General features: G+C 51.5%; 11 protein-coding genes, 2 tRNA genes and 3 rRNA genes. 2 read left to right on the forward strand and 14 right to left on the reverse strand.

The window, feature by feature from the left end:
* The first annotated feature begins 28 nt into the window (after window positions 1-28).
* Window positions 29-868, forward strand: a complete 840-nt coding sequence (locus tag P157_RS0102045; RefSeq protein WP_026759547.1) for a menaquinone biosynthetic enzyme MqnA/MqnD family protein — start codon at window positions 29-31, stop codon at window positions 866-868.
* On the opposite strand, the gene rsmH is transcribed toward P157_RS0102045, so the two are convergent.
* The 4 genes from rsmH to P157_RS0102065 all read right to left on the reverse strand — a co-directional run bounded on the left by rsmH (window position 865) and on the right by P157_RS0102065 (window position 6,419).
* The gene (gene rsmH, locus P157_RS0102050) at window positions 865-1,947 is read right to left on the reverse strand and encodes a 16S rRNA (cytosine(1402)-N(4))-methyltransferase RsmH (protein ID WP_026759548.1); all 1,083 of its coding nucleotides are present in this window, start codon (window positions 1,945-1,947) and stop codon (window positions 865-867) included. The genes P157_RS0102045 and rsmH overlap by 4 nt on opposite strands.
* Window positions 1,948-2,237: 290 nt before the next feature.
* Window positions 2,238-4,199: an alkyl/aryl-sulfatase gene (locus tag P157_RS0102055; RefSeq protein ID WP_230578427.1), complete on the reverse strand. Its 1,962-nt coding sequence runs from the start codon at window positions 4,197-4,199 to the stop codon at window positions 2,238-2,240.
* Window positions 4,200-4,325: 126 nt separating this feature from the next.
* Window positions 4,326-5,138, reverse strand: coding sequence for a Cof-type HAD-IIB family hydrolase (locus tag P157_RS0102060; protein WP_026759550.1), 813 nt, complete (start codon window positions 5,136-5,138; stop codon window positions 4,326-4,328).
* A 93-nt stretch (window positions 5,139-5,231) separates the two neighbouring features.
* Window positions 5,232-6,419, reverse strand: coding sequence for a multidrug effflux MFS transporter (locus tag P157_RS0102065; RefSeq protein WP_026759551.1), 1,188 nt, complete (start codon window positions 6,417-6,419; stop codon window positions 5,232-5,234).
* Between the two features lie 411 nt (window positions 6,420-6,830).
* Here P157_RS0102065 and P157_RS0102070 point away from each other — a divergent pair, with 411 nt between their 5' ends.
* Window positions 6,831-8,852: an alpha amylase C-terminal domain-containing protein gene (locus P157_RS0102070; RefSeq protein ID WP_026759552.1), complete on the forward strand. Its 2,022-nt coding sequence runs from the start codon at window positions 6,831-6,833 to the stop codon at window positions 8,850-8,852.
* A gap of 49 nt (window positions 8,853-8,901) precedes the next feature.
* Here P157_RS0102070 and mscL read toward each other — a convergent pair whose 3' ends face one another.
* The 10 genes from mscL to P157_RS0102120 form a co-directional block, all read right to left on the reverse strand.
* On the reverse strand, window positions 8,902-9,339 hold the full coding sequence (gene mscL / locus P157_RS0102075; protein WP_026759553.1) for a large conductance mechanosensitive channel protein MscL: 438 nt from the start codon (window positions 9,337-9,339) through the stop codon (window positions 8,902-8,904).
* A 90-nt stretch (window positions 9,340-9,429) separates the two neighbouring features.
* Window positions 9,430-9,546: ribosomal RNA gene (gene rrf / locus P157_RS0102080) — 5S ribosomal RNA — on the reverse strand.
* Between the two features lie 72 nt (window positions 9,547-9,618).
* Window positions 9,619-12,535 (reverse strand): 23S ribosomal RNA (locus P157_RS0102085).
* Window positions 12,536-12,702: 167 nt separating this feature from the next.
* Window positions 12,703-12,779, reverse strand: a tRNA-Ile gene (locus P157_RS0102090).
* Window positions 12,780-12,783: 4 nt separating this feature from the next.
* A tRNA-Ala gene (locus P157_RS0102095) sits at window positions 12,784-12,859 on the reverse strand.
* Window positions 12,860-12,948: 89 nt separating this feature from the next.
* A 16S ribosomal RNA gene (locus P157_RS13610) occupies window positions 12,949-14,509 on the reverse strand.
* The 16S, 23S and 5S rRNA genes sit together here with 2 tRNA genes alongside, the layout of an rRNA operon.
* A gap of 570 nt (window positions 14,510-15,079) precedes the next feature.
* On the reverse strand, window positions 15,080-15,787 hold the full coding sequence (locus P157_RS14760; RefSeq protein WP_051598451.1) for a hypothetical protein: 708 nt from the start codon (window positions 15,785-15,787) through the stop codon (window positions 15,080-15,082).
* A gap of 28 nt (window positions 15,788-15,815) precedes the next feature.
* Window positions 15,816-16,541, reverse strand: coding sequence for a hypothetical protein (locus P157_RS0102110; protein ID WP_026759554.1), 726 nt, complete (start codon window positions 16,539-16,541; stop codon window positions 15,816-15,818).
* A 126-nt stretch (window positions 16,542-16,667) separates the two neighbouring features.
* A complete protein-coding gene (locus P157_RS0102115; protein ID WP_026759555.1) occupies window positions 16,668-17,441 on the reverse strand; it encodes an HAD-IIB family hydrolase in 774 nt (257 codons plus the stop codon).
* Window positions 17,438-19,132, reverse strand: a complete 1,695-nt coding sequence (locus tag P157_RS0102120; RefSeq protein WP_026759556.1) for a glycoside hydrolase family 13 protein — start codon at window positions 19,130-19,132, stop codon at window positions 17,438-17,440. Before P157_RS0102120 ends, P157_RS0102115 begins: the two co-directional genes overlap by 4 nt.
* Between the last annotated feature and the right edge of the window lie 20 nt (window positions 19,133-19,152).

Below are 19,152 nucleotides of genomic sequence, written 5' to 3' on the forward strand. Positions count from 1 at the left end.
GAGAACTTTTTCCAAAGGAGGAACACCTATGACCTGTCCCCGCGTTGGGCATATCGACTTTTTGAACGTCCTGCCCCTTTCCTACAGCTACAATCACGGCGCCGCCCAGGGGCTTTCCATAACCCGCGGCGTACCTGCCGTCCTGAATAATGACATCATCAACGGGCGTCTGGACATGAGCAATACCTCATCCATCATTTACGCCCGCCACAGCGAAAAATTAGTGATTCTTCCCGACGTCTGCATCAGCACCGATGGCCCTGTACAGAGCATCCTGCTGATTTCCAAGAAGCCCATCGAAAGCCTAAAAGATGACAAAATCATCCTCACGGCCAAGAGCGCGACCTCGCACTGCCTCTTAAAAATCATCCTGCGCAGTTACGGCGCCATTCCCAACTACTATGTGCGCCATGTCGGCCCGGATGCGCCCATCCCAGATGACGCCACGGCCTCCCTGCTCATCGGTGATGATGCCCTCTGGTGCTACCATCACCGCGAAGAAGGGCTTTACTACTACGATTTGGGCCAGGAGTGGCAGGAACTCACCGGCCAAAAGATGGTCTATGCCCTCTGGGTCGTTAACCGGGACTTTGCCGAAAGCCATCTGGAAATGCTGCAGCTTATCTACGACCGCGTGACCAAGTCCTTCCGCAAGTACCCGGAACAGAAGGATAAAATCATCCGTTCGGTACTGGACGATAAGCCCTTCACCTATGAACAGCTCGACAGCTACCTCTATAACACCATCAAATGGAATTTAACCGAGGAATACAAAAAAGGGCTGGAGACATTCTACGCTCTAGCCCATAATATGAATTTAATTGAACATATCCCGGAACTTCATTTTGCCAAGGTCAGACGCAATTAAGCCTTTATGGCCCACCTGAGTTTCGTGGAATGTGCCCGGCTATTGCGGTAACATTCCTCCTTGGACGGACGGATAACCTCCTGCGAAATCTCGCGGTAGATGCCCTGCTGGAAGAAAGTCTTAAGGGCTTTCTTCACAATCCTGTCCTCGCCGGAATGGAAGGTCAGAATGGCGGCCCGCCCGCCGGGTCTTAACGCCTCCGGCAGTTTTTCCATAAACTCATAGAGAACTTCATACTCGTGATTGATATCGATACGCAGTGCCTGGAACACCCGGGCGCTGCTTTTTTTGATGAGTTCTTCCCGCGCAAGCGCTTGCTTCTTCGTGCTGTAACCGGCCCGCTCCTTCATCTCAGGGGGCAGTTCCACCTTCGCCAAAGCCTTGGCTACTTCGTCATAAAGCTCCCGCGTGGTCTTAATCGGCCAGCGGCGGCGGGTAATCTGCCGGGCAATCTCGGCGGCATAAGGTTCATCTGCGTTTTCCTGCAGCATGCCCGTAAGTTCCTCCTTGGAAATATCCGCCAGCCTTTCTGCCGCCGTAATCCCCGCTTCAGGATTCAGCCGCAAGTCGAGCGGCCCATCACTCTTGAAGGTAAAGCCCCGCTCGGGGTTGTCAATCTGCATGGAGGACACGCCGAGGTCCGCCAGTACGAAATCAAAGCCACCGACTTCCTGCGCCAGTTCATCAATCTGACAAAAATTCATATTCCGCAGCTGCCAGATATCCTCGCCAAAGCCCTTGTCGCGGATGCGCGCTTCTGTTTTCTTCGACTCAATCGGGTCAATATCCCCACTGTAAAGCCGCCCCTGCCCCGCAAGTTTATCGAGCATGGCCAGCGTATGACCGCCATACCCCAACGTGCCATCAAAGCCCTGCTCGCCGGGCTGAATGGCCAGCACATCCAGAATCTCCTCCACCATAATGGGAATATGCATGCCCGCCGGCGTATTGCCCTTGGCGATAACATGCGCCACTTCCTCCCCATACTTTTCGGGATTGAGTTCCTTATACTTCTCAGCAAAATGCCGGGGATACTTGCCGCTGTAATGTATGCGTCGCTTATGTTTCTGTTCTTCCATTATCGTTCCTCTATCTAAATCCATTCAACTATTTGTGTAACTAATATATCACAGTAAAGCCGCTTGAACAATCCCCGGCAGGTAAACCGCAATGCCCTCCCAAGGGCGAGCGGGGCTTTATTTGCTGACCGGAGCGATTGCCGCAGGCTGGCGCCCAAACGAAAAGCCCCGGTTACCACGCTGCAAGCCGCGACGTGGTAACCGGAGCATCCCGCTAAGTTAACGGCATAGACGAAGGCGCCATTTAGCGCAGGCCAGCAAATAAAGCCCCGCTGGCCACATCGCACGCACTAAGGTTCAATGATATTAAAGAACGCCTTCGTCACCGTAATCGCATCTGAGAACCGATTGAGCAGACTCTTATCCCCTTCCTGCCGAATCAATTTCGCCTGTTTTTCCTTATCCTTGCTGAGCAGGGTAAACAAGCCGTCCTTCGGCATCCGCCAGACAGCATCCGGATTCTTTGCTTCCTCACCTTTCTGATAGAGCAGAATCCCCGAGCGAACCTTCAGCAGATATTTTTCCCCTGTATCCGTCAGATGAAGATTTACATCAAAATTCAAATCATGCGCCTTATCCGTATCCAGCATAATCCCCAAATCATCCAGCATCATGGACGAATCCATTTTGCGGCGGATATCCGGGCTTGGCGGTGGCGTGCGACTGGGGTCAAACTTGCTGCCCTCCCGCAGTTCCTTGGCGCCTGACAAATACACATTGCGCCAAGTGCCGGATTCCGCCTGATAAGCCAACTGTTCCAAAGCATCTGCGCAAAGATTGCGGGCCTCCTGATTCTTGGGGTCAGCAAAGACCAGCTGATTGGTGATTTCCGCTACCCACTGATACTCCCCTTTGGCAAAATCCTGCCGTGCTTTTTCCAGCACAGCCTGCGGATCACCCAGATACTCTGCATATTTCTTCGCACTTACCGCAGGCGGCAAGGCATTCAGATTCACCGGATTGGCATCGTACCAGCCCATGTACTTTTCATAGACGGCCTTGGCATTATGGGGAACCGTACCATAATACTGACGGGTATACCAGACCTTCTCCAGCGCTGGCGGCAAATGGATAGCATGGGCAATTTCATTTTCCGTCATGCCCCGATTCAGATAGAGCAGGGACTGGTCATGGATAAACTGATAAATCAGCGCCGTATTCGTGATGTACTCCTTGATATACGCATTTCCCCAATGAGGCCAGTTATGCGCCTGAAAGACCACCTGTGCCTTGTCGCCATAGCGGCTTAGGGATTCCATCAGATAATGCGACCACTTGTTGCCATCGCGCACCTCTGCGCCCCTCAGGGTATAGAGATTGTGCAAAGTTCCCGTGCAGTTTTCCGCCATCCACAGGGCTTTCTTTTGCGGAAACCAGGTATTCATCTCGGCGGGAGCTTCGGTGCCCGGCGTCAACTGGAACTCCATCTCCACGCCATCGATATTGAGCTTTTCTCCTGTGCGCTTGATGTTCACCGTCGGCGAGAGATAGGAAATCTGCCCGATGGACTGCCCCATGCCGATACCAATAGAGAGCCGCCCCTCAGGTCCCGGGTCCAGCAGTGTACCATACTGATAAGATGCCCGGCGCCCCATCGCCGCTCCGGCGTATACATTTTCGCTGACCGCATGCTCCTCAAAACCTTCCGGCGCAATGATGGGTACATTATCTTTTTCCGAGACAATGCCCCGCACGCCGCCATAATGGTCCACATGCGAATGACTGTAGATGACCGCCTTCACCGGCCGCTTGCCAAAATGCTTTTCCACAAGCGCTTTGGCTGCCTGACTGCACTCTACCGTCATCAGCGGATCAAAGACTATCCAGCCTGTCTTCCCGCGGACAAAGGTGATGTTTGACATGTCATAGCCACGCACCTGATAGATGCCGTCCATGACCTCAAAAAGACCGCAGACATGATTGTTCTGGGCGTTGCGCCAGAGACTGGGATTGGCAGTAGCCGGCGCTTTGTTCTGCAGGAAACTGTAGGCCGCCTGACTCCAGACTACCCGTCCCTTGGCATCCTTGATTTCGAGTGCCTTGGGCGCTTCAATGAGCCCCCGCTCAGCAAACTCCTTTTCCCGTTCATCCGAGAAGTCCAGCTGGCTGTAAACCTGCTGATTGGCCGCTGCCGTATAGGGCGAAGCCGGAGCTGCCTGACACCAGTCAGCAGGTACCAGACTCACGGCCAGAGCCGCCGCCAGGGCCGCGGCTGTCCTGCGGGCACAAGTCTTGCTTATCATCCTTTTCATCCATCTGACCTCTTTTCTCTAAAAAATTACACCAAACACATCTGCCGACAACTTTCGCGCTCCAGACAAAAAATCCTGCAAAATTAACATAAAAAAAACCTTCCACACAGGGAAGGCTTTTCGCAATCAAATATCAAAATGTCTGGACAGCGTTACAGCAATACCATCTTCATTATTGGTCGCGGTGATTTCATCCGCCATGGCCTTGAGCTCGTCACAGGCGTTACCCATGGCCACGCCATAACCGGCAAAGTCCAGCATGCTCATATCGTTCTGGGCATCACCAAAGGCCATAACTTCACTGGGGTCAATGTTCAGCCGCTTGCAGGCCTGCCCCAGTGCACTGTACTTGCTGACGCCCTTCACCGTGGCTTCATAGAACCAGGGAGCTGACTGCACGAAGGACAGCTTATCCTCAAAGCCGCGGCGAATATCCGCCAGATGCGGTACCAAAATATCATTGGGCGCCGCCGTGAGAATCTTCACCGGAGCAAAGTCCACCGCATCGGCAATGTTATCCACCAGCCGCACCTGCATATTGTTGTTGCGGCACTCGTCCATCACCTTATGACGGCGGGCGTCCGTGGTATAGATATATTTTCCGTCATCCACAATGGGCGACAGTTCCGGCCAGGCTTCCAGATGACGCAGGAAGGAAACCGCCGTTTCATTGTCAATGGCACAGTCAAAGAGAATCTGCCCCGTGGTCGCATCCTGAATCCGGCCGCCATTATAGGAAATCCGCAGGCCATGATAATCCTCCAGATGCAGGGCATCCGCCTCCCGCTGCAGACCCGGTGCCTGACGGCCGGAAACCAGCGCCACAATAACCCCCTGCTCCTGCACTGCCATCAAGGCATCGCGGGTGCGGGGCGTAATGACTTTATCATCATTGTTCAGGGTGCCGTCCAAGTCCAACGCAATCATTTTATATTCCATGTATAACTTTCCTTTCGTAATGCAAACAACACTCTCAATATAGCATAAAGCCCGCCTGCTATCAATACGCAGACGGACTCTTTTTTCAGCACTTTACGCCCTGTGCTCCGGGGCAATCATCAGCCGGAATACCAGATAGCCCAGCCCATAACCACAAATCATAATCACGCACATGGGAATGGCCGTATTATCTCCGGCAATGCCCACCAAAGGCATCATACAGCCGCCGAGAATCATGGAAAAGAAACCGATTAAGGCGCTGGCACTGCCGGCATTTTTTCCCTGCCTTGACAGGGCCAGGGAAAAACTCGCAGCTCCCATCACCGAAAGCGGCGTAATGGTCAGAAAGAGCACCGGCAGGATAATCGCCATGCCTGCCCCCGCCGAAAAAGCCAGTAGCAGCAATACAGAACCCACCAAGGGCACGATTAAGGATACCTGCAGCATCTTCACATCTTCCACCCGTCCGGCCAATCGTGCCGGCAATGCGCCTGCCAGCAGCAGCCCGGCCCCGATGCCGCCGAAAATCAGGCTGAACATCTGCGGCGAGACATGAAAGATATTCTGAAATACAAAGGATGACCCCGCCAGATAAGAAAAGAACGCGCCAAACACAAAACATTGCGCCAGACAATGCCCCAGAAAATAACGATTTTTGAGCAGCAGGGGAAACTTGGCAAAGGATTCCTGCAGCCCCTTGAGCCGCTTATCGGTAGGCAAAGTTTCCTTATAGATAAGCGTCGCTATCAGCTGGAAAAGCCCCACGGCTACCAGAAGCACAAATACGCCACGCCAGCTGGTAAAGAGCAGAATCTGCCCGCCGATTACCGGCGCAATAATCGGTGCCAGACCATTGACCATCATGAGCATAGCAAAAAACTTCGTCAGCTCCGGCCCCTCACAAACATCCCGGGCAATGGCCTTGGCAATCACGATACCGCTGGCCCCGGCAAAGCCCGACACAAAACGGAAGAACAGAAAGAGCATGATGTCCTGCGCCCAGACACATCCCACGGTGGACAGGGTGAAAATCACCATGCCTGCCGCCAAGGGCCATTTCCGCCCATAGCGGTCACTGACCGGCCCCGCAAAAATCTGTCCCAAAGCCATCCCCAGCATGGTCATGGTCAGGGTCATCTGCGCCAGAGATGCCGAAATGCCCATATCAATCTGCACCGTCGGCAGAGCTGGCAGGTACATATCCGTAGCCAGCGGAGCCATAGCCGTCATCAACCCCAAAAACACCGTGAGCCAAAGCTGTGTTCCTTTAGGCATCGCCATATATTATAGAAACCTCCTCTAAGCAATCATTGATAGTAAGGTATTATACCATATTTTTCCCGACTAGAGCGATTAATTTTACCGCGCGAATTTATCCACAATCGTCTGAAAAATACCAATCTCCTAGCAAGGCAAAATCTTACACTTATCCACATTATGCACAGTCTTTCCTGTGGAAACTGTGGATAAGTGCGCATTTTTCCTGAAAAAAACCTGAAAATCCCTTGTTTATGGGGTCTTTTCTCCCCACCTCTTTGTGGATAACTTTGTGTATATGATTTTTCTTTTCACTTATAATGTCAAAACAAGCCAATTTATGAAAAATGTGTTATACTATGTTTGTTTGTTAGGGAAAATTTTATCAAGATAGGGGGATAGGTTTTGACAGGTTGGACTGTCAGAGCATAAATAATGGTAAAAAACAAACAATTAGGATTAATCGCGCATGATGAATGGCTGGCTCCATATGAGGACGCTATTCGGGGACGTCATGAGCATGCGGTTTGGAAAATCAATCAACTCACACAAAATGGCAAAAGCAGCTTGAGCGACTTTGCCACGGGACATCTCTACTATGGCCTGCACAAGCAGGGCCGTGGCTGGGTTTTCCGGGAATGGGCACCGAATGCCCTGGACATTTACCTGATTGGTGATTTCAGTGACTGGCAGGAAAAAGAGGAGTTTAGATGCCGTCACATCCCCGGCACCGGCGACTGGGAGCTTGTAATACCCGCCGGTAAAATCAAGCATAAAGATTTATACAAGATGAAGGTGCACTGGCGCGGCGGTGAAGGGGAACGCATTCCCGCCTGGGCAACCCGTGTGGTACAGGACGAAAACACCAAGATTTTCTCCGCTCAGGTTTGGAACCCGCGCAAGAAGCACACCTGGCACGATGCCAAATTTAAGCCGGACACCGCGCCGCTGCTTATCTATGAATGTCATGTAGGTATGGCGCAGGATGCCGAAAAGGTAGGCACCTATAAGGAGTTTACGGAAAAAATCCTGCCTCGGGTAAAGGCGGACGGCTATAACTGCATCCAGATTATGGCCATTCAGGAACATCCGTATTACGGCAGCTTTGGCTATCATGTAAGCTCCTTCTTCGCACCGAGCAGCCGCTGCGGCACGCCGGAAGAACTCAAGGAACTCATTGATACAGCACACAAGATGGGTCTGGCTGTTATCATGGACATCGTCCACAGCCATGCCGTCAAGAACGAAGTGGAAGGCCTCGGCAACCTCTGCGGCGACCCCAATCAGTTCTTCTATCCCGGTGACCGTCACGAACATCCGGCCTGGGACAGCCTGTGCTTTGACTACGGCAAGGACGATGTCATGCACTTCCTGCTGTCCAACTGCAAATACTGGCTGGAAGAATTCCATTTCGATGGTTTCCGCTTTGACGGCATCACCTCCATGCTCTATTACAGCCATGGTTTGGGCGAAGCCTTTATGAATTACGGCGACTACTTCAACGGCCATCAGGACGACAACGCCATCTGCTATCTGACACTGGCCAACAAGCTGATTCACGAAATCAACCCTCATGCCATCACCATCGCGGAGGATGTCAGTGGCATGCCGGGACTCGCGGCCAAATTCGAGGACGGCGGCTATGGCTTTGACTATCGTCTCGCCATGAATGTACCGGACTACTGGATTAAAACCATCAAGGATAAGAAGGACGAAGATTGGCATCCGTCCAGCATTTTCTGGGAAATGACCAACCGCCGCGCTGATGAAAAGACCATCTCCTATGCCGAAAGCCATGACCAGGCACTGGTTGGCGACAAGACCATCATCTTCCGCCTGATTGATGCCGATATGTACTGGCATTTCTCCAAGGACAACCGCAATGGCATGGTTGACCGTGGCATTGCCCTGCATAAGATGATTCGTCTGGTAACGGCTTCGACCATCAACGGCGGCTACCTGAACTTCATGGGCAACGAATTCGGCCATCCCGAATGGATTGACTTCCCACGGGAAGGCAACGGCTGGGGTTACAAATACGCCCGTCGTCAGTGGCATCTCGTAGATGATAAAAACCTCTGCTACCATTATCTCGGCGACTTCGACCGGGAAATGCTCGCCACCCTCAAGACCGTCAAGAACATCCAGAAACAGCCGGTTGTCGAAATCTGGCACAACGATGGCGACCAGATTCTGGCCTACAGTCGTGGCGACCTCGTCTTCGTCTTTAACTTCTCTCCGACCCAGTCCTTCCCGGACTACGGCTTCCTAGTACCGAAAGGTTCCTATGAAGTTGTACTCAACACCGATGCCAAGGAATTCGGTGGCAACGGCCTGGCGGATGACAGCGTGATTCACAAGACCAACTTTGACCCGCTCTATGAAAAAGACGGCAAGGAATGGCTGAAAATCTACATCCCGGCCCGCAGTGCTGTGGTTCTGCGCAAAAATAAATAAAAGGCAAAAGCCCCGTATGTCAAATCGCATACGGGGCTTTTTCTATACCTTACAAGGACGATGTACAATGTGGGCATTTCGTTGCTTCATCAGGAATTTCCGTCTTGCAGTAAGGGCAAAGACGCGGTTCCTTGGCAGGTTCCTCTTCCTTCTTGTGCATCACGCGGTTAACCTGCTTAATCAACATAAAAATAGCAAAGGCTACAATCAGAAAATCAATGATGGCGTTTAAGAATGCACCATAAGCAATAACCGGCAGCCCAGCGGCCTTAGCCTCTGCCAAAGTCGCAGCCGGCGTGCTGGACAGATTGATGAACAGATTGGAGAAATCCACTTGCCCCAAAATGAGACCAATCGGCGGCATCAGAATGTCGTTGACAAAGGAGGTGACAATCTTGCCGAAGGCAGCACCGATGATGATACCCACAGCCATGTCCAATACATTGCCACGCATGATAAATTTCTTAAATTCTTCTACCATAATAATCCCTCCTTAAAAATAAAATAGGATAAATAACAACAATGCTAGTATAACACATGTACACGAAAAAAGCACCCTTACGGGTGCTTCTCATTTAACTGGCAACGCCCTATCCTCCCAGTCCGTCTCCAGACAAGTACTTTCGGCGTATGAGTGCTTAACTACTGTGTTCGGTATGGGAACAGGTGGAACCACTCAGCTATCGTCACCAGATATTTAGTTGAGTATATATGCTACACTCAAAACTATACAGAAGAAATTTCTATGTCGAACATTTTAGCTCTGAAAGATAAGCCCTCGATTTATTAGTATTGGTCCGCTGCATGCCTTACGGCACTTCCACTCCCAACCTATCTACCTTGTCTTCTTCAAGGAATCTTACTGGATTACTCCATGAGATACTTCATCTCGGGACAGGCTTCACGCTTAGATGCTTTCAGCGTTTATCCCTTCCGGACGCAGCTACCCAGCTATGCTTCTGGCGAAACAACTGGTACACCGGCGGTCCGTCCACTCCGGTCCTCTCGTACTAGGAGCAGCTTCCCTCATGTATCTTACGCCCGCGATGGATATGGACCGAACTGTCTCACGACGTTCTGAACCCAGCTCACGTACCACTTTAATGGGCGAACAGCCCAACCCTTGGGACCTGCTTCAGCCCCAGGATGTGATGAGCCGACATCGAGGTGCCAAACCTCCCCGTCGATATGGACTCTTGGGAGAGATTAGCCTGTTATCCCCAGGGTAGCTTTTATCCGTTGAGCGATGGCAATTCCACTCTCATTCCACCGGATCACTAAGCCCTACTTTCGTACCTGCTCGTCGTGTATGACTCGCAGTCAAGCTCCCTTCTGCCTTTATACTCTTCGCGCGATTTCTGTCCGCGCTGAGGGAACCTTTGGACGCCTCCGTTACTCTTTCGGAGGCGACCGCCCCAGTCAAACTGTCCGCCTGCCACTGTCCCCGAGTTCGTTACTCTCAGGGTTAGATTCCTAACACGCAAAGGCTGGTATCCCAACATTGACTCCTATAGACCTGGCGGCCTATACTCTCCGTCTCCCAGCTATCCTGTACGTTACATGCCAAAAATCAATGACAGGCTGCAGTAAAGCTCCATGGGGTCTTTCTGTCCAGTCGCGGGTAACCTGCATCTTCACAGGTATTTCAATTTCACCGGGTCCCTCGTTGAGACAGTGCCCAAGTCGTTACACCTTTCGTGCGGGTCGGAACTTACCCGACAAGGAATTTCGCTACCTTAGGACCGTTATAGTTACGGCCGCCGTTTACTGGGGCTTCAATTCCGAGCTTCACCTTGCGGCTAACCCGTCCTCTTAACCTTCCAGCACCGGGCAGGTGTCAGCACCTATACGTCAGATTTCTCTTTAGCAGGCACCTGTGTTTGTGGTAAACAGTCGCTTGGGCTTCTCTTCTGTCGCCGCCTGTCGCTCCATCCGCGAGGGACTTCACAACCTGCGGCCATCCTTCTCCCGAAGTTACGGATGCATTTTGCCGAGTTCCTTAACGAGGGTTTTCCCGCGCACCTTAGGATTCTCTCCCCGCCTACCTGTGTCGGTTTTGGTACGGGTACATGTCGTCTCGTTAGAAGCTTTTCTTGGCAGTGTAGTACGTCTGAATTTGACTTGTACCGAAGTACGCGTCTATCTATCGGTTCTCAGCCTTACAGAACGGGGATTTGCCTCCGCTCCAGCCTACCGCCTTCGACTGGCATTTCCAATCGCCAGCTCAGACTCCTTGCTGCGTCACTCCATCCTCAAACAACTTCATGCAGTACAGGAATTTTCGCCTGTTGTCCATCGCCTACGCTTGCTGCCTCGGCTTAGGTCCCGACTTACCCTGGGACGACGAGCGTTGCCCAGGATCCCTTAGGCTTTCGGTGGGCCAGATTCTCACTGGCCGTTTCGCTACTCATACCGGCATTCTCACTTCCATACGCTCCAGCTGTCCTTCCGGTCAACCTTCAACGCCCATGGAACGCTCCCCTACCCATGCTTGCGCATGCCGCGACTTCGGTTCTGTACTTGAGCCCCGGATATTTTCGGCGCAGGGCCTCTCGACCAGTGAGCTATTACGCACTCTTTAAATGGTGGCTGCTTCTGAGCCAACATCCTGGTTGTTTAGGAAGTCCTACATCCTTTTCCACTTAGTACAGCATTGGGGACCTTAGTCGGCGGTCTGGGCTGTTTCCCTCTTGAATACGGGTCTTATCACTCGCATTCTGACTCCCAGGTTCTTCTCATAAAGCCATTCGCAGTTTGACTGGAGTTGGTATCCATTACAGACCCGCGTCCGATCAGTGCTCTACCGTCTTTATGTGTCGCCTGAGGCTAGCCCTAAAGCTATTTCGGGGAGAACCAGCTATCTCCACGTTCGATTGGCATTTCACCCCTATGCACAGCTCATCCCAAAGTTTTTCAACACTCACGGGTTCGGTCCTCCACTCATTTTTACCTGAGCTTCAACCTGGCCATGCATAGATCACTGTGGTTTCGGGTCTAATCCATGTAACTTTCGCCCTATTAAGACTCGCTTTCGCTTCGGCTCCGTGTCTTCCACTTAACCTCGCTACATAAATTAACTCGCCGGTTCATTCTTCAATAGGCACGCCGTCGCACATATAAAGTGCTTCGACTGCTTGTAGACATACGGTTTCAGGTTCTATTTCACTCCCCTCCCGGGGTTCTTTTCACCTTTCCCTCACGGTACTATGCGCTATCGGTCGTTTCGTAGTATTTTGCCTTGGATGGTGGTCCACCCTGCTTCCCACAAGGTTTCACGTGTCTCGTGGTACTCTGGATACCGGCCCGCTTGTTTTCCTTTCGCTTACGGGGGTTTCACCTTCTGTGCCGCTCCTTCCCAGAAGCTTCAGCTAGGAACTTTCCGCTTGATGCCGGTCCTCAACCCCGGTCGTCCGAAGACGTCCGGTTTGGGCTCTTCCCTGTTCGCTCGCCGCTACTGAGGGAATCTCTTTTGATTACTTTTCCTCCGGTTACTTAGATGTTTCAGTTCACCGGGTGTGCCTCTCACAAGTGAGTGGTACGACATGACTCGTACCGGGTTGCCCCATTCGGATATTCATGGCTCACAGCCTACTTGCGGCTCCCCATGACTTTTCGCAGCTTATCGCGTCCTTCATCGGCTCGAAACGCCTAGGCATCCACCATATGCCCTTTGTAGCTTAACTTTCGTTTTGCCATAAAGTATCATATTGTTCTATGATGTCTATGCTTTTGAATCCTAAAATGTTCGTTCAACCTCTGTTTACACTGTCGTGTAGACCTTTGGTTAAAATTGATACATTTTAATTTCTTCTGTGTAGTTTTCAGTGTACATATACCATTCTTGTTTTAATGGTGGGCCTAAATAGACTTGAACTATTGACCTCACGCTTATCAGGCGTGCGCTCTAACCAGCTGAGCTATAGGCCCATAATGGTGGAGACGAGGAGAATCGAACTCCTGACCCCCTGCTTGCAAGGCAGGTGCTCTCCCAGCTGAGCTACGCCCCCATTATGGTATTTAATTTAGAGAGATTATTCTCTCAAAACTAGACAATGCAAATGCCAGATGCTCCGACCTAAGATTTTGTAATCCTTAGAAAGGAGGTGATCCAGCCGCACCTTCCGATACGGCTACCTTGTTACGACTTCACCCCAGTCATCGCCCCCACCTTAGACGGCTATATCCTTGCGGTTTACCCACCGGCTTCGGGTGTGAATGACTTCCGTGGTGTGACGGGCGGTGTGTACAAGGCCCGGGAACGTATTCACCGCTGTATGCTGACCAGCGATTACTAGCGATTCCGACTTCATGCAGGCGGGTTGCAGCCTGCAATCCGAACTGGGAGATGGTTTATGGGGTTCGCTTGCCCTCGCGGGGTCGCTGCTCTCTGTCCATCCCATTGTAGTACGTGTGTAGCCCAGGACATAAGGGGCATGATGACTTGACGTCATCCCCGCCTTCCTCCGCGTTGTCCGCGGCAGTCTCATTTGAGTTCCCACCTTAACGTGCTGGCAACAAATGATAGGGGTTGCGCTCGTTGCGGGACTTAACCCAACATCTCACGACACGAGCTGACGACAGCCATGCACCACCTGTTTTCGTGTCCCCGAAGGGAGGGATCTATCTCTAGATCTTTCACTCAATGTCAAGCCCTGGTAAGGTTCTTCGCGTTGCGTCGAATTAAACCACATACTCCACCGCTTGTGCGGGCCCCCGTCAATTCCTTTGAGTTTCAGTCTTGCGACCGTACTCCCCAGGCGGAATGCTTATTGCGTTAACTCCGGCACAGAAGGGGTCGATACCTCCTACACCTAGCATTCATCGTTTACGGCGTGGACTACCAGGGTATCTAATCCTGTTCGCTCCCCACGCTTTCGAGCCTCAGCGTCAGTTACAGTCCAGAAAGCCGCCTTCGCCACTGGTGTTCCTCCTAATATCTACGCATTTCACCGCTACACTAGGAATTCCGCTTTCCTCTCCTGCACTCAAGAAAGACAGTTTCAATCCCATCACGGGGTTGAGCCCCGCACTTTTAAGACTGACTTGCCTTCCCGCCTGCGCTCCCTTTACGCCCAATAATTCCGGACAACGCTCGCCACCTACGTATTACCGCGGCTGCTGGCACGTAGTTAGCCGTGGCTTCCTCGACGGGTACCGTCATTGCAAGAAACTATTCGCATCTCGCACGTTCGTCCCCGTCAACAGAGCTTTACGAGCCGAAACCCTTCTTCACTCACGCGGCGTTGCTCCGTCAGGCTTTCGCCCATTGCGGAAGATTCCCCACTGCTGCCTCCCGTAGGAGTCTGGACCGTGTCTCAGTTCCAATGTGGCCGTTCATCCTCTCAGACCGGCTACTGATCGTCGCCTTGGTAGGCCGTTACCCCACCAACTAGCTAATCAGACGCAGACCCATCGCAAAGCGATAGCTTACAAGTAGAGGCCATCTTTAATCAATCTCTCATGCGAGAAACTGACAACATTCGGTATTAGCAGTCCTTTCGGACTGTTGTCCCCATCTTTGCGGCAGGTTGTCTACGCGTTACTCACCCGTTTGCCACTCGACTCATCTAAGCAAGCTTAAAATCGTCTCGTTCGACTTGCATGTGTTAAGCACGCCGCCAGCGTTCGTCCTGAGCCAGGATCAAACTCTCCATAAAATTTATGAAGAACTTAATCAAGCTCTCAATTATCTATTAAAGAAATTGCCGATTGCTATGTTGTTCATACCAATCGATGTTTTAATAAGAAGTTTTCACTTCTCAAACATCTGGCTTTAATCATGTTGCATGATTATTTGCATTGTTTAGTTTTCAAAGAACAATCTGTTTTGTCGTTATCGGCTCTCGCTTCAAGCGACTCATTTATCTTATCGCATTCAGCTTAGCTTGTCAAGAACTTTTTTGAAGTTTTTTCGAAGCTTTTCGGTACTCATCAGTGCCTCGCCAGTCAAGGCTTCGCTACACCGTTTCGTGTCCGTGTCTGTCAGCGACTTGTATTATATTACACGAGTCAGAGGCTCCTGTCAACACCTTTTTTGAAAAAAATATGAAAAAGTTGGCAAAAAGTTCGAGATACAAGACGGAGGGAAGGGGAGGCAATGTACGCAAAAGCCCGGTGGCTGATAATGCTTTTCCGTCGCGTTAGGCAAGCCTGCATAAGCAGAGGAAAAGTATTATCAGCCACCGGGCGTCTTAGCACCACGATGTAAACAATATACGCTGTTTCTTTTAATTCACCCGTATAACCCCCGGCTGCACAATCACCCATTTTCCCTGCCGCAGTGTGAAATGCGCAGGCAGCTTCACCTGTACCTGCTTAAAGCTGCCGGTTTCATAATTAGAGGCAAAGGTTTCCTTCATGCCTCCTTTGTGATGCAGTTCCTCGTTATACTCAATCAGCGGATTCGGCACCACCGCAAAATCATCCGGCTTGCCCGTCATATTCCAGGCCCAGTACCTGCTGCTCCCCACATTGTCCACCGCAGTGTATACCAGCGTTTTCCCATCCTCCGCTTTCTGCGATTCTACGCAGACGAGCAGCTGCACCTTATTATTGCGTACGAAGTTTTCACAGGCTTCTGCCGCCTTGGGGATGTTCATACTGTTGGCCAGATTATTGTAATCATCCACAAATCCCTGCCAGACTTCCTGCTTAACATTCCCTGCCATAGCACCGCCCGCGGCCTTATCCATCGCCGGTTTTGTATCCGTATTATCCGGCATTGCATCTTTCGGCAGCCTGTCCTGCAAGGTCTTTATATCGCGCTGCAAAATCTTTACATCACGTTCCAATTCTTCTACACGGGCAATTTTTTCCCGGGTACTTCTAGTAAGGGAATAATTATAGGCAATGCCCACCAGTGCTACCATGCTAATGGCGCCCACAAAAATCAGCAATATATGAGCTGCCATAGGCGGAAACAACGCCGCTTCCATACAAACACTTCCTTCTGGTCAAACGTTATCAGGATGTCTTTTTCTTGCCGTTCAGAATATCACAGAGTTCCAACATATTCTTGATGCGCTGGGCTTCCGTGGCCGACAGCATCCGGTCATCATTCGAGCCGCCCGGCACCCCGAGCATCAGAATTTTCCCGGCCAGCTGGTCGCCCACTTCGCGCATGCCCTTCAGGGTTTCCGCATCCGCTACCTGATCGCACCATTCCATAATGCCGCTGTTAGTATTGGAAGTCACCACATTGCCACCGGCCTTGACTTGGAAAATATCTTCTTCGCTGGTCTGCAGGCCGACACCCTTAAAATTCATCGGCTTTTTTCCCCGATGACGCAGGATTACGTGAATAACCGCCGTCCCGCCGCCATCCTGAACAATATACGGCTGAATGAAAATTCCATCCTCCACGGGGTCTTCATAACGATAATAGGTGGAGCCGTCCATTTCTTTGCCCTTCAACATATCTGCCGTCAAGCCACGGATAACCTGATCCGGCTCCTCGGCCCGCCCGGTGCGTTTATCAATCAACGCCTGTTTGCGCCGCGCCTTTTCCTTTAACTTCGCTTCCTTGGCTTCCTTTGCATCAATCTCTGCCTGTTTTGCTGCATCTTTCCGGTCCTGCTCCGCCTGAACAACAGCCCGGGTCTGATCGTACTGGATGGCTGCGTAATAGCCGCCTACTCCTGCTACGGCAATGACCAGCACCACCAGAAAAATATATTTTAGCTTCGCCATAACAGACACTTCCTTCCCTGCGCGAAATGACACTTTTCACCGTAAATATACGCCCTAAAAACAGAATTTTCCTGCAAGATATCATAAAAAAACCAGCCAGACTCGCAAAAATCTGACTGGTCAATATTACAGATTAGCGGCCAGCATGGCACCTACACCAGCATAGACCTCCCGAGCGCGGGCCTTTATTGCATCCCGCGCCGTGTCCACAGTAAATCCGTCAAAGGCTTCCAACATCGGCAAATCATTGCTTTCATCACCGATGGCATAAACCTCTGCGTCCTGCCAGTTCATCAATTCCAGCAGTTTGTTAATCCCCTGGCTCTTGCTGACACCAGCTGGCACAATATCCACGCTGCAGCCGTTGGGATAAGCCTGCACATAGGCACCATACTTCGCATTGATGACCGCACTGGTTGCATCGGCTTCACTGGCCTCGTGGTATCCCAGACAGAACTGATGAATCTGCGGCAGACTCAAAATCTGCCGTTCCTCAATCTTCACGATGGGGAAATCCCACTCCAAGGCCTCCCGCATTATCCAGGAACCTTCCCGGTCATGGTAAAGATAAGTTCTGTCCTCCGCCGAAAAAGCAAAATGGAAGGAACGGTCAACGGATGGTTCCTTGACCATTTCCGCCAGCACCTTGAGGGGAATGCTCCCCTGCCACAGGGGCGTACCATCAGCTCGGAAGATAATGGCGCCATTGTTACATACGGCATAGTCGGATTCAATGCCGTAAAATTTCAGCTGGGGCATCAACATGCCGTAATCCCGGCCGCTGACCACACCAAACTTGTGGCCTGCCGCCCGCCATTTCTTTACGCCCTCCACATCTTCTGCCGCAATGGTTCGCTGACGGAATAAGGTTCCATCATAATCGCTTGCGCCTATCTTCATAAACCTTCACCTGTTTCCTTGATGTATAAAACTGCTTCGTAAGGTCGAAGCATCCCCTTACGGCTGCCGGGAACACTTTCCAGCAGCAGCCGCGCTTCCTGCAATTCCGGCAGGACATAAGCCTGTTCCCTGCCGGTAAAGTTCACCAATGTATAGACTTCCCTGTTGCCAAAGTGGCGCATAAAGGCCAGAATGGCTGGATTTTCCCGCAAGAGCTCTGTATACGTGCCCTGCTGCAGAACGCCTGCAACTTCCCCCGTCTGGCGCAGCGCCGCCAGCTGGCGGTAATAGCTCAACACAGAATCCGCTTCTTGCGCTTCACTTTCCACACACTGTCGGGCATAATCTTCATGAACGGGCAGCCATGGCTTGCCTGTGCTAAAGCCGGCATTTTTCTCCTTTGTCCACTGCATGGGCGTGCGGGCATTATCCCGGCTATAGCGATGTACCAGTTCCATCGCCTCTGCCGGACTCCGCCCCTCCTCCAAAGCCAGGAAATACTGCCCCTTGGATGAGATATCATTGTAATCGTTGATGTTGTTCCAGGCTACGTTATCCAGCCCCAGTTCCTGCCCTTCATAGATAAAGGGGGTTCCTCTCATGGTCAGCAGCACGGTAGCTATGGCCTTGGCCGCCAATTTCTTATCCGCATCTGCGGGGAAATAATGCGCCGTGCAGCGTGGCTGGTCGTGATTTTCAAAGAAGACAGGGTACCAGCCGTTCTTAGCCGTAGCCTGCTGACTTGCCGTAAGCGCCTGTTTTAATCCCGTGATAACCTTGGGCGTATAGCCCGTAGCATGACTCCATAGCTCCCCATCAGGGAATTCCAGATTGACATGGGAGAACTCAAAGAGCATATCGAAGGCGCCTTTTTCGCCCACCCATTTATCCAAATCCTCCGGAGCGACACCATTGGCCTCGGCCACCGTGAAAATATCGTGGCCCTTAAAGACCTTTTCCTTGAACTCATGGAGATAATCCAGAATCCCCGGCGTGTTGGCAATCATGGAATGGATATTAACCATGCCGTCATCACTATCCGGCTTGCCATCTGCAAACACGGCAGGCTTTTTGATATAGACAATGGCGTCAATGCGGAAACCGCCCACGCCCTTGTCCAGCCAGAAATTGGCTGCATCATAGAGCGCCTGCCGCACAGCGGGATTTTCCCAGTTCAAATCCGGCTGTGCCTCAGCAAAAGTATGCAGATAATACTGCTGGCGGGCTTCACACCAGGTCCAGGCACTGCCACCGAAGATGGAGCGCCAGTTCGTGGGCGCCGAGCCATCCGGTTTGGCATCCCGCCAGATATACCAGTCACTATGTTCACTCTCCCGTGAGCTTGCCGAGTCGATAAACCACGGATGCTTGTCAGAGGAATGGTTATAAACCAAATCCATCACCATGCGGATATCCCGCTTCCTGCCCTCGGCAATCAGCTTTTCCATATCCGCCATCGTGCCATAGGAAGGGTCAATGCCGGTGAAATCGGCAATATCATAGCCATTATCCACCATGGGAGAGGGATATACCGGCGTCAGCCATATTGCCCCAACACCCAAGGTTTTCAGATAGTCCAATTTTGCTGTAATACCTTTGATATCCCCCGTGCCACTGCCTGTGGTATCGAGAAAACTCTTAGGGTAGACCTGATATACATTTGTTTTCTGCCACCATTTTAGCTTATTCATGTTACTGTATCCTTTATCTA

The organism is Selenomonas ruminantium AC2024 (genome assembly GCF_000687995.1).
Taxonomy (GTDB): Bacteria; Bacillota; Negativicutes; order Selenomonadales; family Selenomonadaceae; genus Selenomonas_A; species Selenomonas_A ruminantium_B.

Excerpts from the sequence above, each read along its gene's own strand:
- rsmH (WP_026759548.1), bottom strand. The coding sequence starts at position 1,947 with ATGGAAGAACAGAAACATAAGCGACGCATACATTACAGCGGCAAGTAT.
- P157_RS14760 (WP_051598451.1), bottom strand. The coding sequence starts at position 15,787 with ATGGAAGCGGCGTTGTTTCCGCCTATGGCAGCTCATATATTGCTGATT.
- P157_RS0102120 (WP_026759556.1), bottom strand. The coding sequence starts at position 19,132 with ATGAATAAGCTAAAATGGTGGCAGAAAACAAATGTATATCAGGTCTAC.
- P157_RS0102045 (WP_026759547.1), top strand. The coding sequence starts at position 29 with ATGACCTGTCCCCGCGTTGGGCATATCGACTTTTTGAACGTCCTGCCC.
- P157_RS0102055 (WP_230578427.1), bottom strand. The coding sequence starts at position 4,199 with ATGAAAAGGATGATAAGCAAGACTTGTGCCCGCAGGACAGCCGCGGCC.
- P157_RS0102110 (WP_026759554.1), bottom strand. The coding sequence starts at position 16,541 with ATGGCGAAGCTAAAATATATTTTTCTGGTGGTGCTGGTCATTGCCGTA.
- P157_RS0102065 (WP_026759551.1), bottom strand. The coding sequence starts at position 6,419 with ATGGCGATGCCTAAAGGAACACAGCTTTGGCTCACGGTGTTTTTGGGG.
- P157_RS0102060 (WP_026759550.1), bottom strand. The coding sequence starts at position 5,138 with ATGGAATATAAAATGATTGCGTTGGACTTGGACGGCACCCTGAACAAT.
- P157_RS0102070 (WP_026759552.1), top strand. The coding sequence starts at position 6,831 with ATGGTAAAAAACAAACAATTAGGATTAATCGCGCATGATGAATGGCTG.
- P157_RS0102115 (WP_026759555.1), bottom strand. The coding sequence starts at position 17,441 with ATGAAGATAGGCGCAAGCGATTATGATGGAACCTTATTCCGTCAGCGA.